Genomic DNA, 19,210 nt, shown 5'->3' on the forward strand with positions numbered 1-19,210 from the left:
CATTAAGGTGCTATGAATTTCAGTCAGGAGTGTTTGGTTTAACCACCAACGTTAAGCTGCGATAAAGCTATCAGAGCTGCTGGCTAAGCCAGAATGTGGGTGGTACCGCGTATAGTTAATATTCGTCCCTTGTTACTTTTTAAGTAGCAGGGTTTTTTTATTGATTTTAAGAAAAGAAAGGCTAACGATGACATTAGTTGATGATTTAAAGCAATTAAAAATAAAAGCGTTGACGGCAATTGAAGCGCAAAATGCTGATTTAGAACAATTACGGATTGAATTTTTAGGTCGTAAAGGGGACTTAACCTCCCTGTTAAAAGGGATGAAGGATCTTGATCCCAGTGACCGTAAAATTGTCGGTCAAGTCGGTAACGAAGTTCGTACGGCCATTACTGATTTGTTAGCCCAGCGTAAAGCTGAAGTTGAGCAAGAAAAGATGAATGTTCGCTTGGCTGCTGAAAAAATTGACGTGACTCTCCCAGGAAGTCAGCCAATTCAAGGACAACCACACGTTTTACAACAGATTATTGATGAAATTGAGGAACATTTCTTGGGGATGGGTTTTCAAGTGATTGATGATCCGATTGATTCACCGGAAGTTGAAACCGATGAATATAACTTTGAGCGGGAAAATTTACCAAAGGATCATCCTGCTCGTGATATGCAAGATACCTTTTATATTACGCCTGAAATTTTAATGCGAACCCAAACTTCACCAGTTCAGTCTCGGTCTCTAGAAAAGCATGATTTCTCTAAGGGACCGTTGAAAATGATTGCCCCAGGTAAGGTTTACCGGCGAGATACTGATGATGCGACCCATTCCCATCAATTCCATCAAGTGGAAGGAATGGTTGTCGGAGAAAACATTACTATGGCTGATTTAAGGGGAACTTTGCTAGCTATCATGCAAGAGCTCTTTGGTGAAAAACATCAAATCCGCCTACGTCCGTCTTATTTCCCATTTACTGAACCATCCGTTGAGGTTGATGTTTCTTGGAATCCAGTGACCCCAAGTACTAAGCCAGAAGATATTAAGTGGATTGAGGTTTTGGGAGCAGGGATGACTCATCCGAACGTCTTAAAGATGGACGGCGTTGACCCTGAAAAGTATTCGGCTTTTGCCTTTGGACTGGGACCAGATCGTTTTGCCATGTTGAAATATGGTGTGGAAAATATTCGTCAGTTTTATTTGAATGATGTTCGTTTCTTAGAACAATTTAATCGCAAGGGAGAATAAGGATGAAAACAAATTTACGTTGGCTTAATGAATATCTTGATCAAAAAATTGATTTAGCCGCTCAACCTGTTCAAAACTTAGCTGAAACATTAGAGAGAACCAGTGTGGAAGTTGATTCAGTTGGTACTTTAGCTGGGAAACAAGATGGGTTGGTGGTTGCTAAGGTGCTATCAGTTGAACCCCATCCTGATTCAGACCATATGGTAATTACCCAGGTATCAATTGGCCAAGCAGAACCGATTCAAATTGTTACCGGTGCGCCTAACGTTGCAGTGAATCAATTAGTTATCTTGGCCCAGGTGGGTGCCCACATTATTGATCGCCAAAGCGGTGAATTAGTTGAAATTAAAACTGTTAAACTCCGTGGTGAAGAATCGTTTGGCATGTTAGCTGCCCTTCAAGAAATTGGTTTTGACAGTAAGATTGCTCCCAATAGCTTGGAAGAAGGCATATATGTCTTTGATGAGCAGTCTGGGGTAAAGCCTGGTGACAATGCCCTAGAAGTATTGGGAATGTTAGATCCGGTTATCGATACGGATTTAACGCCTAATCGGTCAGATATGCTGTCAATGATTGGTGCTGCTTATGAGTTTGGGGCAATTTTAAAACAAAAAGTAACCTTACCAACTTTTGAATTGAAAGAGGAATCACAAAGTGCGGCCAACCAACTGACAGTCAATGTTGATGAACAGTTAGCCCCTAAATATGGTTTGCGGATTATCAATAATGTCCAAGTTCAGGAATCACCACTATGGTTGCAACGGCGCCTGTGGAATGCTGGTATTCGCCCAATTAATAATATTGTTGATATTACCAATTATATGATGATTTTATACGGCCAACCATTACACGCCTATGATTTAGATAAATTGCCGGCTAAGCAATTAGACGTTCGTTTGGCCCAAAATGATGAAAAACTAACCCTTTTAGATGGTCAAGAGTGCCAATTGCGGCCACAAGCTGATATTGTGATTGCTAGTGCTGGTCAGCCTTTGGTACTGGCAGGGGTAATGGGTGGTCAGTTAGCTGAAATCGATCAAAATACGCATAATTTAGTCTTAGAAGGAGCTATTTTTGATGCTAGTCACATCAGAGCAGCAGCTCGTCGACACACGATTCACAGTGAAGCGTCTGGTCGTTTTGAACGCGGCGTTGATGCCGATAATACCTTTACTGTGTTAGACCATGCTGCTAGCATGGTTGCTGATTTAGCCGCTGCACAAGTTGCCCAAGGTCGATTAATTGGTAGTCAAGTCCTTCAAGCCAATCCGGTAGTGACCATTACAGTTGCTCGAATCAATCAAATTTTAGGAACTGATTTATCCTCAGCAATGGTTGCTGATATTTTTGATCGATTGGGCTTGCTGTATCAATTAGACGGTGAAGAATTTACGGTCAATGTGCCGGGGCGCCGTCCAGACCTTAGCATTCCTGCCGACTTAATTGAAGAAGTTGCTCGCTTGTACGGTTATGATAACTTACCAACCGCGACAATTGAGGGTCCGACAACGCCTGGTAAGTTGACAATTCGTCAACGTGGTATTCGGGCTAGTCGCCGTTTGATGGAATCCATGGGCTTAAATCAAGCTATTTCTTATGCATTAACTACGCCGGAAAAGGCCCGCTTGTTTGCCAACGAAAGTGAAGAATCATTGGTGGCTTTGGATTATCCGATGAGTTCAGACCGGCGGGTCGCTCGACAAAATTTACTAGCCGGTTTGCTTGATGATATTTCTTATAACAGTGCCCGTTCAGTTGAAAATGTTGCTCTCTATGAACAAGGTCGAATTTTTATTAACCACCAAGTTAATCAACAGCCAACTGAAAAAGAACATTTAGCGGGTGTTTTGACTGGTAACTTGCAGCATTCCAGTTGGCAGGCAGCTAAAAATGTAAAGCCGGTTGATTTCTACGATATCAAGGGCATTGTGACAAAGTATTGTCAAGAGATTGGCTTAACGGATGTTACTTTCCAAGCTACTGATCGTCATGTTGCCATGCATCCAGGTCAAACGGCTGATATCTATGTTAAGGATGTTTATTTGGGCTTTGTCGGACAAATTCATCCGCAAATTACTCAGGCTAAAAAATTAAATCCAGTTTTTGGTTTTGAATTAGATTTAGAAGCGGTACTAACGCAACGCGAGCAGGAGATAAGTTATATCCCTGTGTCACGTTATCCACAAATTAGTCGTGATTTAGCAATTTTAGTTGATGAAAACATTAGTAATCAACAAATTGAACACGCCATCAAAGTTACTGCCGGACCACACTTGGTTCACTTAAATATTTTTGACCTCTATCAAGGGGACTCTTTACCAACCCATAAAAAGTCAATGGCTTATCAATTAACCTATCAAGACCGGGACGCAACCCTTGTTGAAGAAGATATTAATCAGGATGTAGAACGAATTATTGAGCAGCTTAAAGACCAATTCCAAGCTGAAATTCGCTAATTTTACATTTGAGTTAACTCTTAAAAAAAGATATAATTTTAATTAAAATGCAATGTTAGCGGGATAATTTCACTTATGGCAAAAATAATCATCAATGGTGGTCGTCGCATTCATGGAGAAGTGACAATTGGCGGAGCTAAGAACTCTACAGTTGCCTTGATTCCAGCGGCGATTTTAGCCGATTCTCCGGTCAAGTTTGACACTGTGCCACAAATTTTAGATGTTAAAAATTTACAATTAATATTACAAGCGATGAATGTTTCATCCGTTTTTGAGAACGGTGAATTAGCCATTGATCCCACCAAAATTCGAGAAAGTGACCTGCCAAGTGGTGCCATAAAGTCATTAAGAGCCTCTTATTACTTTATGGGTGCCTTATTAGGCCGTTTTGGGCGCGCAACAGTTACTTTCCCAGGTGGGGACAACTTAGGTCGTCGGCCAATTGATCAACACATTAAGGGCTTTGAAGCGCTGGGCGCCACAGTGACTGAAAGCAATGATATCATTCATATTGATGCCAGTGATCACGGCCTAGTTGGCGCACGGGTAGCCCTAGACACTGTTTCGGTGGGAGCGACGATTAACATTATTTTGGCCGCTGTAAAAGCTAAGGGTCAAACTATTATTGAAAATGCAGCCCGAGAACCAGAGATTATTGATATTGCCACCTTCTTGAACAATATGGGAGCTAATATCCGTGGTGTTGGAACAGATACAATTCGAATTATGGGGGTTGACCAGTTAATCGCTCGAAACACCCATACGGTTATTCCAGATCGGATTGAAGCCGGGACCTATATGAGTATGGCGGCGGCTTTTGGGGATGGCGTAACTATTAAAAATGTGATTCCTGAACACTTAGAGTCCTTTACTTCTAAGTTGATTGAAATGGGCGTTAATTTGGATATTGGTGAAGATGCCATTCATGTTTATCCCTCTGAAGAACTCCAAGCCGTAGCAATTAAAACCATGCCTTATCCTGGTTTTGCCACTGATTTGCAACAACCGGTAACACCGCTTTTACTCTTAGCTGATGGTGAGAGTACCATCTATGATACGATTTACCCTAAGCGAGTTCGCCATATTGCTGAATTACGCCGAATGGGCGGTGACATTAGCTCTTTGAAGCCCGGTGAAATTAAGATTAATCATTCGGCTCGACTGGTTGGAACTACCGTTGAAGCGGCTGAAATTCGAGCTGGGGCTGCCTTAATTATTGCCGGTATCATGGCGGATGGCACCACTGTGATTAACAATGCTGATCATATTTTACGTGGCTATGATCGGATTCAAGAAAAGCTCACTGATTTAGGGGTTGATATTGCCATTGAAGGAATTGATTTAATTAATTTAATGCCTTAATCAATTGCATCTAGATTATCAGATGTGTTATTATGTACTAGTTAATTACTGACTCTGTTTTTAATCATTCAGGGCGTTAAGGAGAACTCACATGAAAAAAGATATCCATCCCGATTACCACCAAGTAGTATTTATTGATGCTGCTACTGGTAAGAAGTTCTTGTCAGCTTCAACGTTGACTTCAGAAACTACAGTTGAATTTGAAGGCCAAGAGTATCCAGCAGTTCGTATGGATATTACTTCAGACTCACACCCATTCTACACTGGTAAGCAGAAGTTTACTCAGGCCGATGGTGCTGTCGACAAGTTCAACAAGAAGTTTGCTAATTTTGGTTTCAAGAATAACTAATTTAGTTTTCGACTTTAGAGCGCTCACTTTTTGTGGGCGCTTTTCGTTTGAGGAGGAGTAGTATGGCTAAAACAGTTTTACCGGTACAACTCAATCAAAAGTTCCAGGGAGAAGTTGACTCGTTACGATTTAACGGAATGGGCATTATCTGGGCACAGGCTGATTATCCCATTTATGTAGCTGATGCTATTCCGGGTGAACTGGTGGAAGTTGAAATTATCCAAGTTGATAAAAAGTCGGCCTATGGTCGTATTCAACGGTGGTTAACGTCATCGCCGGAACGTGAAAATCAAGATCGTCAGTATTTGATTGAAGCTGGTACAGCACCGTTGGTTAATTGGCAATATTCTGCCCAACTCCAGTGGAAAAAAGAACAAGTTCGCCTAGCTTTTCAACAGGCTGGTTTAACGGTTGATGTTGAACCACCGGTCGGGATGGATCAGCCCACCTACTATCGTAATAAAACGATTGTGCCCCTAAAATGGCAAGATGGTGAGCTACTAACTGGTTTTTATCAACGTGGCAGTCATCATTTAGTTTCAATGACCGATTACTATGTTAATGATTCTAAAATCGATCAAGCAATTGAAACAGTTCGTCAAATTTTAGCTGATTTACAAGTTTCAGCCTTTGATCCGGACCGACAGGAAGGAGCCCTTCGTTATGTAATGGTTCGTCGGGGCTATTATAGTCATGAATTAATGGTTGTTTTGGTTAGTAATGAAGCTGTAATTCCTCAATTAGATGAGGTGGTAAAGGCGATTGTAGCTGCCTTACCAGAATTAAAGAGTTTGATTTTGAATGTTAGTCCTAAAGCTGATTACGTCTTGTTAAGTCCGCATAATCAAGTTTTATGGGGGGCAGGGGCCATTTATGATTCTTTATTGGGTTATCGGTTCCTAATTGGGCCAAATTCTTTTTACCAAGTGAATCCATCGATGACTGAAAAATTGTACCAACTTGCTGCTCAAGCCGCTCAGTTACAACCGAGTGATTTAGTGGTAGATGCCTATTCTGGGATTGGCACAATTGGCATTAGTGTCGCCGACCAAGTTCGTCAGGTGATTGGCGTGGAAGTTGTTGCCGGAGCAGTGGCTGATGCCAAGAAAAACGTGACTATCAACCAAATTAACAATGCCGACTATATTTTAGCGGATGCACCGGATCAATTTGTTGATTGGGCAGCTCAGGGTATTAAACCAGATGTAGTAATCGTTGATCCACCACGTCGGGGCTTAACGCATAAATTAATTGAAGCCACAGTTCAAATGCAGCCTCAGCGTCTTGTTTATATCAGTTGTAGTCCGGTTACAGCTGGGCGAGATTGTGCTCAATTAGCAAAATTAGGCTATCAAATTGTGCGACCGGTCATTCCGGTTGATCAATTTCCACAAACTTCCCATGTGGAAACCATTACTGTTTTAGAAAGGTTAGTACCATGAAATTAACCCTATCAGAAATTACCAAATTTGTTGGTGGCTATTGTCAGGGAGAAAATCTGACCGTGACTGGTGTGACCTTTGATTCTCGGCAGGTTAAACCAGGTGATTTATTTGTAGCTTTGGTAGCGGAAAATGATGGACATCGCTATATTAATCAAGCCTTAGCGGCTGGTGCAGTTGCGGTCTTAGCTGACCAGCAACATCCATTGGCGGAACATATTCCGGCGGTGATTGTAGCTGATACGCTAGCAGGATTACAGCAATTAGGGCGCGGTTGGCTACAACATGTCCAGCCCAAAGTAGTAGCGATTACTGGTTCAAATGGTAAAACAACTACTAAAGATATGACGGCTGCTATTTTAGCCAGTCAGTATAAGACTTTTAAAACGCCCGAAAATTTTAATAATGAAATTGGGGTACCAATGACTCTTTTGGCTATGCCAGTTGACACGGAAGTCTTAGTGATTGAACTAGGAATGGATCGGCCGGGGCAATTAACCCAGTTATCTGATTTAGTTGAGCCTGATATTGCGGTAATTACCATGATTGGTGAGGCTCATATTGAATTTTTCAAAACGCGCGATAAGATTGCCCAAGCTAAATTAGAAATTATCCATGGCCTGAAACCTAACGGACCTTTATTGATCCCAGATGATGAACCGCTGTTAACCCAAGCTAAAGTAGCTGTGCCAGTGCTAACTTTTGGTAGTGGAGTATCCAATATTGTAAGTCGACAACAGACGACAGATTTTGTTTATCAAGGAGAGTCATTTGCAATTCCGCTCTTAGGTCTGTATAATGTTGTGAATGCCCTGGCCGCAATAAAAATAGGTCAGCTCTTTCGAATTTCGATCACGAAAATCAAAAATGCGCTGGCTAATCTGCAGGTGACAAGTAATCGTTTAGAGTACCTTACTAACCCAACTGGGGTGATGGTACTAAGTGATGTTTACAATGCTAATCCAACGGCTACTAAGCTTGCTTTAGAAGCCTTAGGAAATCTCCCTGCTAATCACCACTATGCTGTTTTAGGTGATATGTTGGAGTTGGGGGAGCAAGCCGGTGACTTTCATGCTCAGTTGGCCCCTGCCATATTGGCGGCAGACTTAACGGACATCTACTTGGTTGGTGATTTGATGACTGAGTATTTGGCGCCAGTTTTAGTTCAGCAATTAGGTGCAAAAAAGGTTCACTGCTATTTAACAGACAACATTGAGCCGCTGTTAGTTGACTTACAACAGCAGTTAGGCGCCCAAGATGCAGTTTTGTTAAAGGGGAGTCATGGTATTCATTTAGAGCGAGTGGTTGCAGCTTTGATGAATGCCAGTTCATAATAAGGGGTTGAGCAATGTCAATGCAACGTGTTGATTTATACCCTGCTGAATTGCCGTCCAAATGGTTTGGTGGTTCTTGGATTAAAGCCAGTGTATTGATGGCTTTGGCCGTTTTGTTCATGGTTTTTAGTCCTTGGTTTGTCAATTCTGGTGCACTAAGTACTCAGATGAAAGTAGCGGTCAATCATAATGCCGACTATGCTCAAAGTCTTTCACAGACTGTGCAACCGGTTAGTCAGTTAAGTCATTATTTAGATGATCAGCTTAGACAAGCTAATTACATTGGAACCGCCTTAATTGTGCGTCATGGTCAGATTGTTTTACAAACTGGTTATGGCCAAGCTGATTATCAAAAAAATCGGCCCAATACGGCTCAATCGCTTTATCACATTGCCTCGTTAGAAAAAGCCATGACGGCGGCCTTAATTGTCCAACAAATTGAAGCTGGTAAGTTGACATATGAGACCAAGCTCAGTCGCTTTTATCCAAGGGTCGTCAATGCCTCCAAGATTACCATTCGTCAATTATTGACGATGACCAGTGGTTTGCGACAAGAAAAACAGCCACAATCATTTGAATCGCAAGCAGATAATGTTGCCTATTCGGCACGACATGCTGATCAGGTGGCTAGTCCTGGGGATGGGGCGGCTTGGTCATATCAGCCCGTCAATTATCGTCTATTGGCTGGGATTCTTATGCAGTTAACGAACAGTCAGTTTTCTACGCTATTCAATCAGGTTTTTAATGATCAATACCATTTAGATATTGTTGATTATCAAGATTTTAATCGCAATACCAAAATGTCCTTGGGTTACCAAGAAAATTTGGATTCACCGGTTTCGGTGAGCCTAGTTGAAAAGCAGCGGGAAACCGGTACGGGCAATGTCGCTATGTCAACGGGTATGTTGTACCGGTTTTATCGCCTAGTTTTCGATCAAAAGCTGGTAAAGTATCCTCAGCAAATGTTGCAAACCATACCACCGGCTACTTATGCTAGTGGCATGTATCAGCAACCAAATGACTGTCGGACTGCTCATGGTATTTTTAATGGCTATGAACCTTCGGTAGTGATTAGTAATGATGGGCAAAACGCTGTCATATTATTGAGCAATCAATACTACAAGGGCCACTCCTTTGAGGAATTGTCCCATCATCTTTATCAAGAAGTAATAAGTGCCTCATCAACGAGGTGATGGCGTGTACACCACTTTGTACACATTTAAGGAGAAAATTTTGAAATTTAGTGAATTAGGTTTGTCCCAAGATATTTTAGATGCAATTGCTACTCATGGTTATGTGGAAGCAACGCCCATCCAAGAAAAGACGATTCCGCTTACTTTAGCAGGTCGTGATGTTATCGGACAAGCACAGACTGGAACGGGAAAGACAGCAGCCTTTGGTTTGCCAATTTTGGAAAATATTGATTTAGATAATCCCAATATCCAGGCGGCTATTATTTCACCAACTCGTGAATTAGCCATTCAGACGGCCGAAGAATTAAAAAAATTAGGCCACGATAAGCATGTTAATGTTCAAGTTGTTTTTGGTGGTTCTGACATTCGCCGTCAAATTCAACAGCTAAAGTCCCATCCTCAAATTTTGGTGGGAACTCCCGGCCGTTTACTAGACCACATTAAGCGTCACACTGTTAAGTTGGGTGATGTTAAGACTTTGGTGTTGGATGAAGCCGATGAAATGCTTAACATGGGATTTTTGGATGATATTGAGGCGATTATTGCCGAAGTACCCGCTCAACGCCAAACTTTGTTATTCTCTGCTACCATGCCAGCTGCGATTAAGCGGATTGGTGTGCAGTTTATGACTAATCCAGAACACGTTCAAATTAAGGCTAAGCAGTTGACTACTGATTTGGTTGAACAATACTTTGTTCGAACTCGTCCACAAGAAAAGTTTGATACATTGACTCGTATTTTTGATGTACAAGCACCTAAGCTAGGAATTGTCTTTGGTCGTACTAAGCGTCGTGTTGAAGAATTAGCACGTGGTTTGGAAGCGCGTGGTTATCATGCTGCTGGTTTGCACGGTGATTTAACACAGCAAATGCGTTCACGAGTTTTGGATCAATTCAAAAACCACGAAATCAATCTTTTGGTAGCAACTGATGTGGCTGCGCGTGGATTAGATGTTAAAGATGTGACGCATGTCTATAACTTCGATATTCCCCAAGATCCTGAAAGCTATGTCCACCGTATCGGCCGTACGGGTCGTGCCGGAGCAGAAGGAACTTCTGTAACTTTGGTAGCTCCAAATGAAATGGATTACCTTCGGGCAATTGAAGAATTAACTAAAAAGCGCATGGAGCCTTTGCGCCCAGCTACTTTACAGGAAGCACGGATTGGTCGTATCAATACCGCCGTTGGTGAAGTTGGTAAGTTGATTCATAGTGTTAATACGGAAGATATCCAGCACCAAACCAAGCAATTGTTGGAAGAATATTCAGCTGAACAATTAGCAGCCGCTTTGTTGGCTGATTTGGCTGGTTTGGACAAGCAAAATGCTCCGGTTGAAATTTCGCGGGAGCGTCCATTACCTCGTCGTCGTGGTGGTTCATCTTCTAACCGTCGTGGTGGCGGTCGCAGCTATGGTGATAAGCGTCGTCGTGGGAATGGCGGTGGTTATCGTGGCGGCCGTGGTGGTTCATCACACCATAGTGATCGTCGCGACCGTAATGACCGTGGCGGTAACCGCAATGGTGGCTACCGCTCTAAGAGTTCTTCTCATGGCTTTACTGTCCGTGAAAAGGGTTAATTAATGTTTCTTAAAACCGTCCATTTATTGGGCGGTTTTCATTAGGATATAAAACGATGAAAACAGTAGCTGAAGCAATCAATTATATTCATAGTCGACCTAAATATGGCCAAGCGAATACGCTCAAACGAATGCACTACTTGTTGACTGTTTTAGGTCAACCCCAGAAGCAATTACCAGCTGTTATTCATGTGGCTGGTACCAATGGGAAGGGCTCAGTTGCCACGATGATTAGTCATATTTTAGTTGCCGGTGGCTATCAAACTGGGCTCTTTATTTCCCCTTTTGTTGTGGATTTTCGTGAGCGTATTCAGGTAAATAACCAATGGATTGAACCAGCAGATTTGCTCATATATACCCAAAAAGTAGCTCAGGCGGTAAAAGCGGTCGAAAAAAAGTTGGGAAATGACTTTAGACCAACTGAGTTTGAGGTATTAACGGCAATTATGATTTTATATTTTGCAAATCAACCTTTAGATGTAGCGGTTGTTGAAGTTGGTTTGGGTGGTTTATATGATTCAACCAATGTTTTGCCTACCAGTCGGATTGCTGTTATTACAAGTTTAGCCTATGATCATTGTCAAATTTTGGGTAAAACCTTAAGTGAAATTGCCCTTCAAAAGGCGGGAATTATCCATGATGATATGCAGGTGGTAATCGGTAATTTACCATCAGAAACCCTACCAATTATTCAGGCGCACCAACAACCAATTATTACCGGACAGGCTGGTGAGTTTTTACCAGGGTTACCCGGAAAGTATCAGGTTGAAAATACGGCAATCGCAGTGGCGGCAGTGCGAGTTCTTCAACCTGATTTACCAAAAGCAGTTATCGAAGCTGGTTTAACAGCCAGCCATTTTCCCGGCCGTTTTGAAAAAATAGCTCCTAATATTTTAATTGATGGCGCCCATAATGTTGCTGGTTTAACAGCCTTGGTAGCAGCGCTAAAACAACGCTACGCTGGTAAAATTCGCCTGGTGATTGGTAGTTTGGCGGATAAAAATATTGGTGAATATTTACCCCAGCTAATTGATGATGATCAATTTAAAATTATTTTAGTCAACTTTGAGGGGGTCAATAATCGGCCCAGCTTAAAACTAGACCAGTTCCAACATCAGTCAGGATTGACGGTGATTGATAACTGGGTTACATTGTTGCAGGTTCCTGTAAAAGATTTGACCGTTTTTACTGGATCTTTGTATTTTATAAGTGAAGTAAGGAGTGTTGTATGGCAGCAGAAAAACAACTAACGCTACGTTTAATTTTAAGCATTTTATCAATTGCCTTGTTAGGTTTTACTGATATTATGCTTGAAACGGCTTTAAATGTTAGTTTTCCAACCATCATGACTGAATTAAGTGTTAATTCAGCTACGGTTCAGTGGTTAACTTCTGGAGTTATTTTGCTAACCAGTTTAGTCATTATTTTGTCTCCCTGGTTAAAAAAGAATTTTACTAATCGAAGTCAATTTATGGTCGCTGGCATTATTTCAGTGATTGGAATCGCAATTGATGCAGTTAGTAATAGTTTTTGGCTAATTTTATTTGGTCGACTTTTGCAAGGTATTGGTGGTGGAGTTGGCCTACCATTGATGAACAATGTGGTGTTTGAACAGGTACCAGAGCGTAAGCGGGGGACAATGATTGGTTTAGCCTCCTTGATCGTTTCTTTTGCACCGGCTTTAGGACCAGCTTTTGGTGGATTTCTAACCGAACATTATGGTTGGCACATGGTCTTTTGGGTGGTTTTGCCGGTCCAAATTCTATCCCTAGGATTGGGATGGTTTACTATCAAACAATTAGATTCCTTGGTTAAAGAAAGGCTTGATTTAATCGGATGGGTTCTACTTAGTGCGTTCTTTGTGTCTGGTATTTTAGCCATTGAACATATTAGTTCGAATGGCTTTACTGACCCAGTTAGTTTAATCACCTTGACGATTATGTTACTTGGTTTGGTTGGCTACTGCCTTTATGCTCGGAAGCAAACACATCCATTACTGGATCTAGCTATTTTTAAATCGAATATTTTTGCTTATGCGGTTGCGGCAGCCTTTACGATTCAAACGATTAATTTGACTTTTAACTATGCTATTCCAATGGGCTTGCAATTAGTTTTGCACCAAAGTTCACAGGTCGCTGGTTTTGCCCTCTTCCCTGGTGCAATTGGCTTTGCCTTTATGTCAATTTTGTCTGGTAATCTATATGACCGTTATGGTGCTAAATTACCTAATGCTCTGGGGTTAAGTTTATTTGGAGCGGGCATGTTGTGGATGGTATTGATGCCTTTCACCGTTTTGAATATGACTCTTGGATTTGGTTTAGTACAACTTGGCGCTGGTTGCTGGTTTGGTAATAACATGACCAATGCCGTTAGCCATGTAGCTCGTAAATTCCACAGCGCAGGTAATTCAATTTTTGCGGCTAGTAATAATTACTCAGCAGCGATTGGGATTGCTTTGGCAGCTGGGATTATTTCAGCTTTCCAGAGTCAATCGACTAATATTGCTCAAGCGACTGAAACTGCCATTAGCTGGACCTATCGCCTAGACTTACTCTTAATGATTTTTGCTTTTTGCTTTTCAATCATTGCGATTCGAAATAGTTATCAAACAAAGGCAGACTAACTACGTATTATGACTTGTGAGGAGAAAACAAGTTATGATATTAGCCCAAGTACAACAATTTTACGAAAGTTTAGGCCATCATCCACGCCACGAATTGGACACTTTTCAACGTTATTTTCCCCACGACTATAGTCTTAATGAAATTGATGATGAAACAGCTCAGGCGTTTATTGCCCATAATCCGGTGGCTAATCAGGCCTTATTGCTCGGTATTAATATTGGGCAGCAAGTAATCAAAGCACGGCGTCCCCAACTATTAAGTGCTCAGCACTCAGCAACTTTTGGACATTTTGCTCAAAAAGAAATTGGGGGACAGGCTCAGGAACAGCTCTGTGTAGCCATGGTTGATACACAGTTAAATGTAATTGGCTGGGAAGTAGTTTTTGTAGGGACCCTAACCCAGGTTACCGCTTCACCCCGTGAGATTTTTCAACGGGCCTTAAAAGCTAATGCCTATGCGATACTCATGGTTCACAATCATCCGAGTGGGAATGTTCATCCTTCAGCGCATGACTTATCATTCTCTCAAAAACTATTTCAGTTGGGTAAAACTATGAACTTACCACTCTTAGATTCTTTCATTGTTTCTCAGCAAGATTATTGGAGCATGGTGGAAAATCAGCAATTAGAACGTTTAGCTTAAGTCGCTAAACGTTTTTTATTTTAAGCGGTTTGAAAAATGGTAAAATGACCATGAACCGACAAGAATATAGTAAAGAGCTGAAAATACGATGAAACCAAAAATTGTAATTATTGGGGGTGGGTCTGGATTACCAGTTATTATCCGCCCCTTAATTAAGTATGATGTCGATCTGTCAGCCATTGTGACTGTTGCCGATGATGGCGGATCTAGTGGCGTTTTGCGCAATTATATTAATATTGTGCCACCTGGGGATATTCGAAATATCTTAGCCGCTATGGCTGATGTTGATCCAGAAATCTTGAGAATTTTCCAATACCGTTTTAACTCCCAAGACGATTTTTTTGCCCAGCATGCAGTTGGTAATTTATTAATTGCCGCTATGACTGAAATGTATGGCAATATTTTTGATGCGGTACAAAGGCTATCAAGTTTGTTAAAAATTAAGGGCCATATTTATCCCGTAGCCAATGAGCCACTTGTGTTAAATGCTCGTTTTGATGATGGACAGCAATTAACTGGTGAAGCTGAGATTACAGCGGCTCATAAGGTAATTCAAGAAGTCTGGGTTACTAATGAAGATTCGCAGCGAACAGTTCACGCCTCTTCAGATGTGGTTGATGCCATTTTGGAAGCCGATATGATTGTTTATGGACCGGGTAGTTTATTTACTTCAATTTTACCCAATGTGGTTTTACCAGAAGTACGTCAAGCCCTTCAGCAAACAGCGGCCAAACAAGTCTATATTGCTAATATTATGACCCAAAAGGGTGAAACGGATGCCTATACTGATGCTCAGCATTTATCAGCCTTGAATCGGCATATTGGCCAACCAGTGATTAATTACCTCCTAACCAATGCCAGTCCAGTTTCAGACGACTTTGTCGATTATCAAAAGTGGACAGAGCTTTCCCAGCAGGTGGTTCAAGATCCTATTGGTGTACAAAAACAAGGGGCCATTTCCTTATCCGGTGACTATTTACAGTTACGCGATGCGGGAGCCTTTCACGATGGTAAAAAGGTGAGTGCGGAACTAATGAAAATTTTGGAGTTGTAATATGTCATATGCCGCAGAAGTAAAAAAAGAGTTGACCAGCTTAATTGTGGATAACGGCAATGCTAAGGCGGAATTGTCCGCACTAATGCGGATGAATGGAGTAAATCAGCTTGGTTCTAACCAAGCTATCAACATCCAAACTGAAAATGCGGCGATTGCCCGCCGAATTTACACGCTCTTAAAGCAAATTTATCCTACGGCTAGTGTTGAAGTGACTGTTACAGAACAATTACATTTAAATCAGCATAAATCTTTTGGCGTGCGATTAAGTACCCAAGTCAATGAAATTTTAGCAGATTTAGGGGTGGATCCCTTTGGGATTAATCAAGAAATTCCTAGTCGAATTTTAAATCAACCCAAAAAGAAGCGTTCGTTTTTACGCGGCGCTTTTTTGGCTGCTGGTTCGGTTAATTCCCCAGAAAAAGCAAATTATCATTTGGAAATTTATACTAACCATGAAGACTTGGTGGAACAATTATTAAGTTTGATGCAGGAATTTGCTTTGCCAGCTAAAATTATTGATCGGCATACTGGTTTTATCGTTTACCTCAAACGCGCAGAAAAAATAGTGGATTTTTTGTCGACAATTGGTGCAACTCAGTCGATGTTACGATACGAAGATATTCGAATGATGCGAGATATGCGTAATTCAGTCAATCGTTTAGTTAATGCGGAAACAGCTAATATCCAAAAAACAGCAATTGCGGCCAATAAACAATTGGCTCAGATTGCTCTGATTGAACAAGAACTGGGTAGTTTAAGTCTCTTGCCCCCTAAATTAGAAGCGCTAGCCAAAGCACGCCGGCAGCATCCAGATGAATCACTCGGAGAGTTAGGCAATCTTTTAGAAATTAGTAAGTCTGGTGCCAACCATCGGATGCGTAAATTAACTAATTTAGCTGAGAAAATTAAAACAGGGCAATCGTATGATTTGTCGAAATTATAAACAATTAGGGATCATTGTTGGAAACAAATAAAATACGTTATAATGAGTGTTTAATGTGACAAATTAAATTATAAAATAAAAGGAGTATAGATTATGTGGCCAGGTGTAATTGAACAGACTGCTAATGGACGGGAAAGCTATGATTTACCTTCTCGTTTGTTAAAGGATCGAATTATTTTAGTACAAGGTGAGGTTGAAGATGGTATGGCCACTTCAATTGTTGCTCAGCTGCTATTCTTAGAAGCCCAAGACCCTGATAAAGAGATTTCTATGTACATCAACTCTCCTGGGGGTTCGGTGACCGCCGGTCTATCAATCACTGATACTATGAACTTTATCAAGGCACCGGTAACGACGATTGTGATGGGGCTAGCTGCTTCCATGGGCACCATTATTGCTGCATCAGGTGAAAAGGGTCATCGTTTCATGTTACCCAATGCTGAGTATTTGATTCACCAACCAATGGGTGGTGCCGCTGGTGGTACGCAACAAACCGATATGGCCATCATCGCTGAACAATTAACCAAGACGCGGGCTAAGTTAAATAAAATCTTGGCCGATGCTTCTGGTAAGGATCTGGCTACGATTGCCCACGATACTGAACGTGATAATTGGATGAGCGCCCAAGAGACTTTAGAGTATGGGTTTATTGATGGTATTTTAGAAAAATCAGGGCAAAATCCTATTAGTAAGTAAACAATCTGATAGATGCTTTTTGCTGCTGTCAGGCGTATAATGATGTTGTGAAATAAAACTCATACCGCGTTATATCAGGAGGATACAATGAAGATTTTTGCTTATGGAATTCGTGATGATGAGAAGCCTTCTTTGAAGGATTGGGAAGCTGCTAATCCTGAAATCGAGGTTGATTATACTCAAGAATTATTGACACCCGAAACAGCTAAGTTGGCTGCCGGGGCAGATTCAGCTGTAGTTTATCAACAATTAGACTATACTCGTGAAACTTTGGAAGCTTTGGCTGCTGTAGGTGTAACGAACTTGTCATTGCGTAACGTTGGAACTGATAACATTGATTTCGATGCTGCCCGTGAATTAAAGTTCAATATCTCAAACGTGCCAGTTTATTCTCCAAATGCGATTGCTGAACATTCAATGATTCAGCTTTCTCGTTTGTTACGTCGTACTAAGCCAATGGATGAAAAGGTTGTACGTCATGATTTGCGTTGGGCCCCAACGATTGGTCGTGAAATGCGGATGCAAACAGTTGGAATTATTGGAACTGGACACATTGGTCGTGTAGCAATTAATATTTTGAAGGGCTTTGGTGCCAAGGTTATTGCTTACGATAAATATCCTAATGCTGAGCTTCAAGCTGAGGGACTTTATGTTGATAGCTTAGATGAGTTATTTGCTCAAGCTGATGCCATTTCACTTTATGTTCCTGGTGTTCCTGAAAACCAGCACTTGATTAACGCTGATTCAATCGCCAAGATGAAAGATGGCGTGGTTTTGGTAAACGTAGCTCGTGGAAACTTAATGGATTTAGATGCCGTAATTGATGGTTTAAATTCAGGTAAAATTGCCGACTTTGCTATGGATGTTTACGAAAACGAAGTTGGTTTGTTCAACAAGGATTGGGAAGGTAAAGAATTCCCTGATCCAAAGATTGCTGACTTAATTGCTCGTGACAATGTGTTAGTAACACCACACATTGCTTTCTACACAACTAAGGCTGTTCAAGAAATGGTTCACCAATCGTTTGATGCAGCAGTTGCCTTTGCCAAGGGGGAGACTCCAGCAATTGCTGTTAAGTACTAAGTATCAGTGAAATTTCCCCGGCTAGCGGGGTTTTTTACTGTTTTTGGAGAGGGAGAATAAAAATGTCAGATGCTACTTTTAACGGTGAGAGTCGCTTCACCGTAAAAGAGTTTTTCTTTAAGGTTTTGAGTGGTTCAGCCCAAGGAATTTTGATTGGGGTTTTGCCTTCAGCGGTAATGAAATATATTATCCATTTTTCAGGACTTGGCAATACTGCTTTAGGAGCTAATTTTACAGCCATCCTGACCTTGTTTACATCAATGATTCCATTTTTGATTGGAATGGCAGTTGCGATGCAATTCCACATGAAGAGTCTGGATACTGGGGTGGTAGCAATTGCAACCATGGCCGCTTCAAACTCAATTCAATGGGTGATGCTGGCTAAAGGTGCGCTACATCCAATGACCTCACAGGCTGTCAAAGTACCAACTCGCTTGTTTGTTGCCAATGGTGCTGGGGACGTGATTAATGCCATGATTGTTGCTGGTTTAGCAGTTTTGGTTACCTGGTTAATCGCTCGATATCTAGACGGATTCGGTTCTATTGCTATTATTTTGAGCCCAATTTTAGTTGGTGGTGGTGTTGGTCTCGTTGGTAAGACCATAGCACCTTATGTTGGACATTTAACAACTTGGATTGGCGATGGGGTTGAGCTTTTTACCAAATTAGCACCAATTCCAATGGCAATCTTGATTGCTATGGCCTTTGCTATCATTATTATTACGCCGGTTTCTACGGTGGGAATTGCTTTAGCCATTAGCTTGCATGGGATTGGCTCGGGAGCTGCTGCGATGGGTGTTGTGGCAACGACAGTGGTCTTGCTAATTAACTCTTGGCAGGTTAATAAGCGTGGAACTACTTTGGCTATTGCTTTGGGTGCTATGAAGGGGATGATGCCTTCAGTTTTTGCTAAGCCAGTTACAATTGTGCCATTTTTGATTACTGCAGCTTTGAGCGGTATTCCGGTTGCCTTGTTTAATATTCAAGGAACGCCTACCACAGCAGGATTTGGTTATATTGGTTTGGTATCACCAATTCAGTCAATGATTAAAGATCCGGCCGTACCATTGGATGTGATGAATCATTTTATTACGCCCGTTGTTGCGGTGATTGCTTGGCTTGTAGTACCGGTAATTGCCGGCTTCATTGCTCAGTGGATTTGCTGCAAGTGGTTAAAGCTTTATCAACCAAGTGATTTTAAGCAAGAATTATAATT

General features: G+C 41.5%; 16 protein-coding genes. All 16 read left to right on the forward strand.

Going from position 1 to position 19,210, the window contains the following annotated elements; translation table 11 throughout:
• Nucleotides 1-187: 187 nt before the first annotated feature.
• A complete protein-coding gene (gene pheS / locus M4974_RS03000; protein ID WP_248715741.1) occupies nucleotides 188-1,237 on the forward strand; it encodes a phenylalanine--tRNA ligase subunit alpha in 1,050 nt (349 codons plus the stop codon).
• Nucleotides 1,238-1,239: 2 nt separating this feature from the next.
• Complete coding sequence (pheT, locus tag M4974_RS03005) at nucleotides 1,240-3,693, forward strand: phenylalanine--tRNA ligase subunit beta (protein ID WP_248706026.1); 2,454 nt, start codon at nucleotides 1,240-1,242, stop codon at nucleotides 3,691-3,693.
• A gap of 75 nt (nucleotides 3,694-3,768) precedes the next feature.
• Complete coding sequence (locus M4974_RS03010; protein ID WP_248706027.1) at nucleotides 3,769-5,055, forward strand: UDP-N-acetylglucosamine 1-carboxyvinyltransferase; 1,287 nt, start codon at nucleotides 3,769-3,771, stop codon at nucleotides 5,053-5,055.
• A gap of 91 nt (nucleotides 5,056-5,146) precedes the next feature.
• Entirely contained in the window at nucleotides 5,147-5,404 is a 258-nt protein-coding gene (locus M4974_RS03015; RefSeq protein WP_089938429.1) for a type B 50S ribosomal protein L31, read from the forward strand.
• A gap of 62 nt (nucleotides 5,405-5,466) precedes the next feature.
• Nucleotides 5,467-6,846: a 23S rRNA (uracil(1939)-C(5))-methyltransferase RlmD gene (gene rlmD / locus M4974_RS03020; RefSeq protein ID WP_248706028.1), complete on the forward strand. Its 1,380-nt coding sequence runs from the start codon at nucleotides 5,467-5,469 to the stop codon at nucleotides 6,844-6,846.
• Nucleotides 6,843-8,180, forward strand: a complete 1,338-nt coding sequence (locus tag M4974_RS03025) for a UDP-N-acetylmuramoyl-tripeptide--D-alanyl-D-alanine ligase (protein WP_248706029.1) — start codon at nucleotides 6,843-6,845, stop codon at nucleotides 8,178-8,180. The genes rlmD and M4974_RS03025 overlap by 4 nt, the downstream gene beginning before the upstream one ends.
• Before the next feature lie 14 nt (nucleotides 8,181-8,194).
• Nucleotides 8,195-9,373 (forward strand): serine hydrolase domain-containing protein, encoded by a 1,179-nt coding sequence (locus M4974_RS03030; RefSeq protein WP_248706030.1) that lies wholly within the window; start codon nucleotides 8,195-8,197, stop codon nucleotides 9,371-9,373.
• 40 nt (nucleotides 9,374-9,413) lie between these two features.
• Entirely contained in the window at nucleotides 9,414-10,949 is a 1,536-nt protein-coding gene (locus tag M4974_RS03035; RefSeq protein WP_305883169.1) for a DEAD/DEAH box helicase, read from the forward strand.
• Nucleotides 10,950-11,005: 56 nt separating this feature from the next.
• A complete protein-coding gene (locus M4974_RS03040) occupies nucleotides 11,006-12,199 on the forward strand; it encodes a bifunctional folylpolyglutamate synthase/dihydrofolate synthase (protein ID WP_248706031.1) in 1,194 nt (397 codons plus the stop codon).
• Nucleotides 12,178-13,572 (forward strand): MFS transporter, encoded by a 1,395-nt coding sequence (locus M4974_RS03045; RefSeq protein WP_248706032.1) that lies wholly within the window; start codon nucleotides 12,178-12,180, stop codon nucleotides 13,570-13,572. Before M4974_RS03040 ends, M4974_RS03045 begins: the two co-directional genes overlap by 22 nt.
• A 34-nt stretch (nucleotides 13,573-13,606) precedes the next feature.
• Complete coding sequence (locus tag M4974_RS03050; RefSeq protein ID WP_248706033.1) at nucleotides 13,607-14,215, forward strand: JAB domain-containing protein; 609 nt, start codon at nucleotides 13,607-13,609, stop codon at nucleotides 14,213-14,215.
• A gap of 88 nt (nucleotides 14,216-14,303) precedes the next feature.
• Entirely contained in the window at nucleotides 14,304-15,269 is a 966-nt protein-coding gene (locus M4974_RS03055; protein WP_248706034.1) for a gluconeogenesis factor YvcK family protein, read from the forward strand.
• A 1-nt stretch (nucleotide 15,270) separates the two neighbouring features.
• Complete coding sequence (whiA, locus tag M4974_RS03060) at nucleotides 15,271-16,215, forward strand: DNA-binding protein WhiA (RefSeq protein ID WP_248706035.1); 945 nt, start codon at nucleotides 15,271-15,273, stop codon at nucleotides 16,213-16,215.
• A gap of 93 nt (nucleotides 16,216-16,308) precedes the next feature.
• A complete protein-coding gene (locus M4974_RS03065; RefSeq protein WP_248706036.1) occupies nucleotides 16,309-16,911 on the forward strand; it encodes an ATP-dependent Clp protease proteolytic subunit in 603 nt (200 codons plus the stop codon).
• A gap of 87 nt (nucleotides 16,912-16,998) precedes the next feature.
• A complete protein-coding gene (locus tag M4974_RS03070; RefSeq protein WP_248706037.1) occupies nucleotides 16,999-17,994 on the forward strand; it encodes a D-2-hydroxyacid dehydrogenase in 996 nt (331 codons plus the stop codon).
• Nucleotides 17,995-18,056: 62 nt separating this feature from the next.
• A complete protein-coding gene (locus M4974_RS03075) occupies nucleotides 18,057-19,208 on the forward strand; it encodes a PTS sugar transporter subunit IIC (protein ID WP_248706038.1) in 1,152 nt (383 codons plus the stop codon).
• Nucleotides 19,209-19,210 lie beyond the last annotated feature (2 nt).

The sequence above is a fragment of the Convivina praedatoris genome (assembly GCF_933208495.1).
Lineage (GTDB): Bacteria > Bacillota > Bacilli > Lactobacillales > Lactobacillaceae > Convivina > Convivina praedatoris.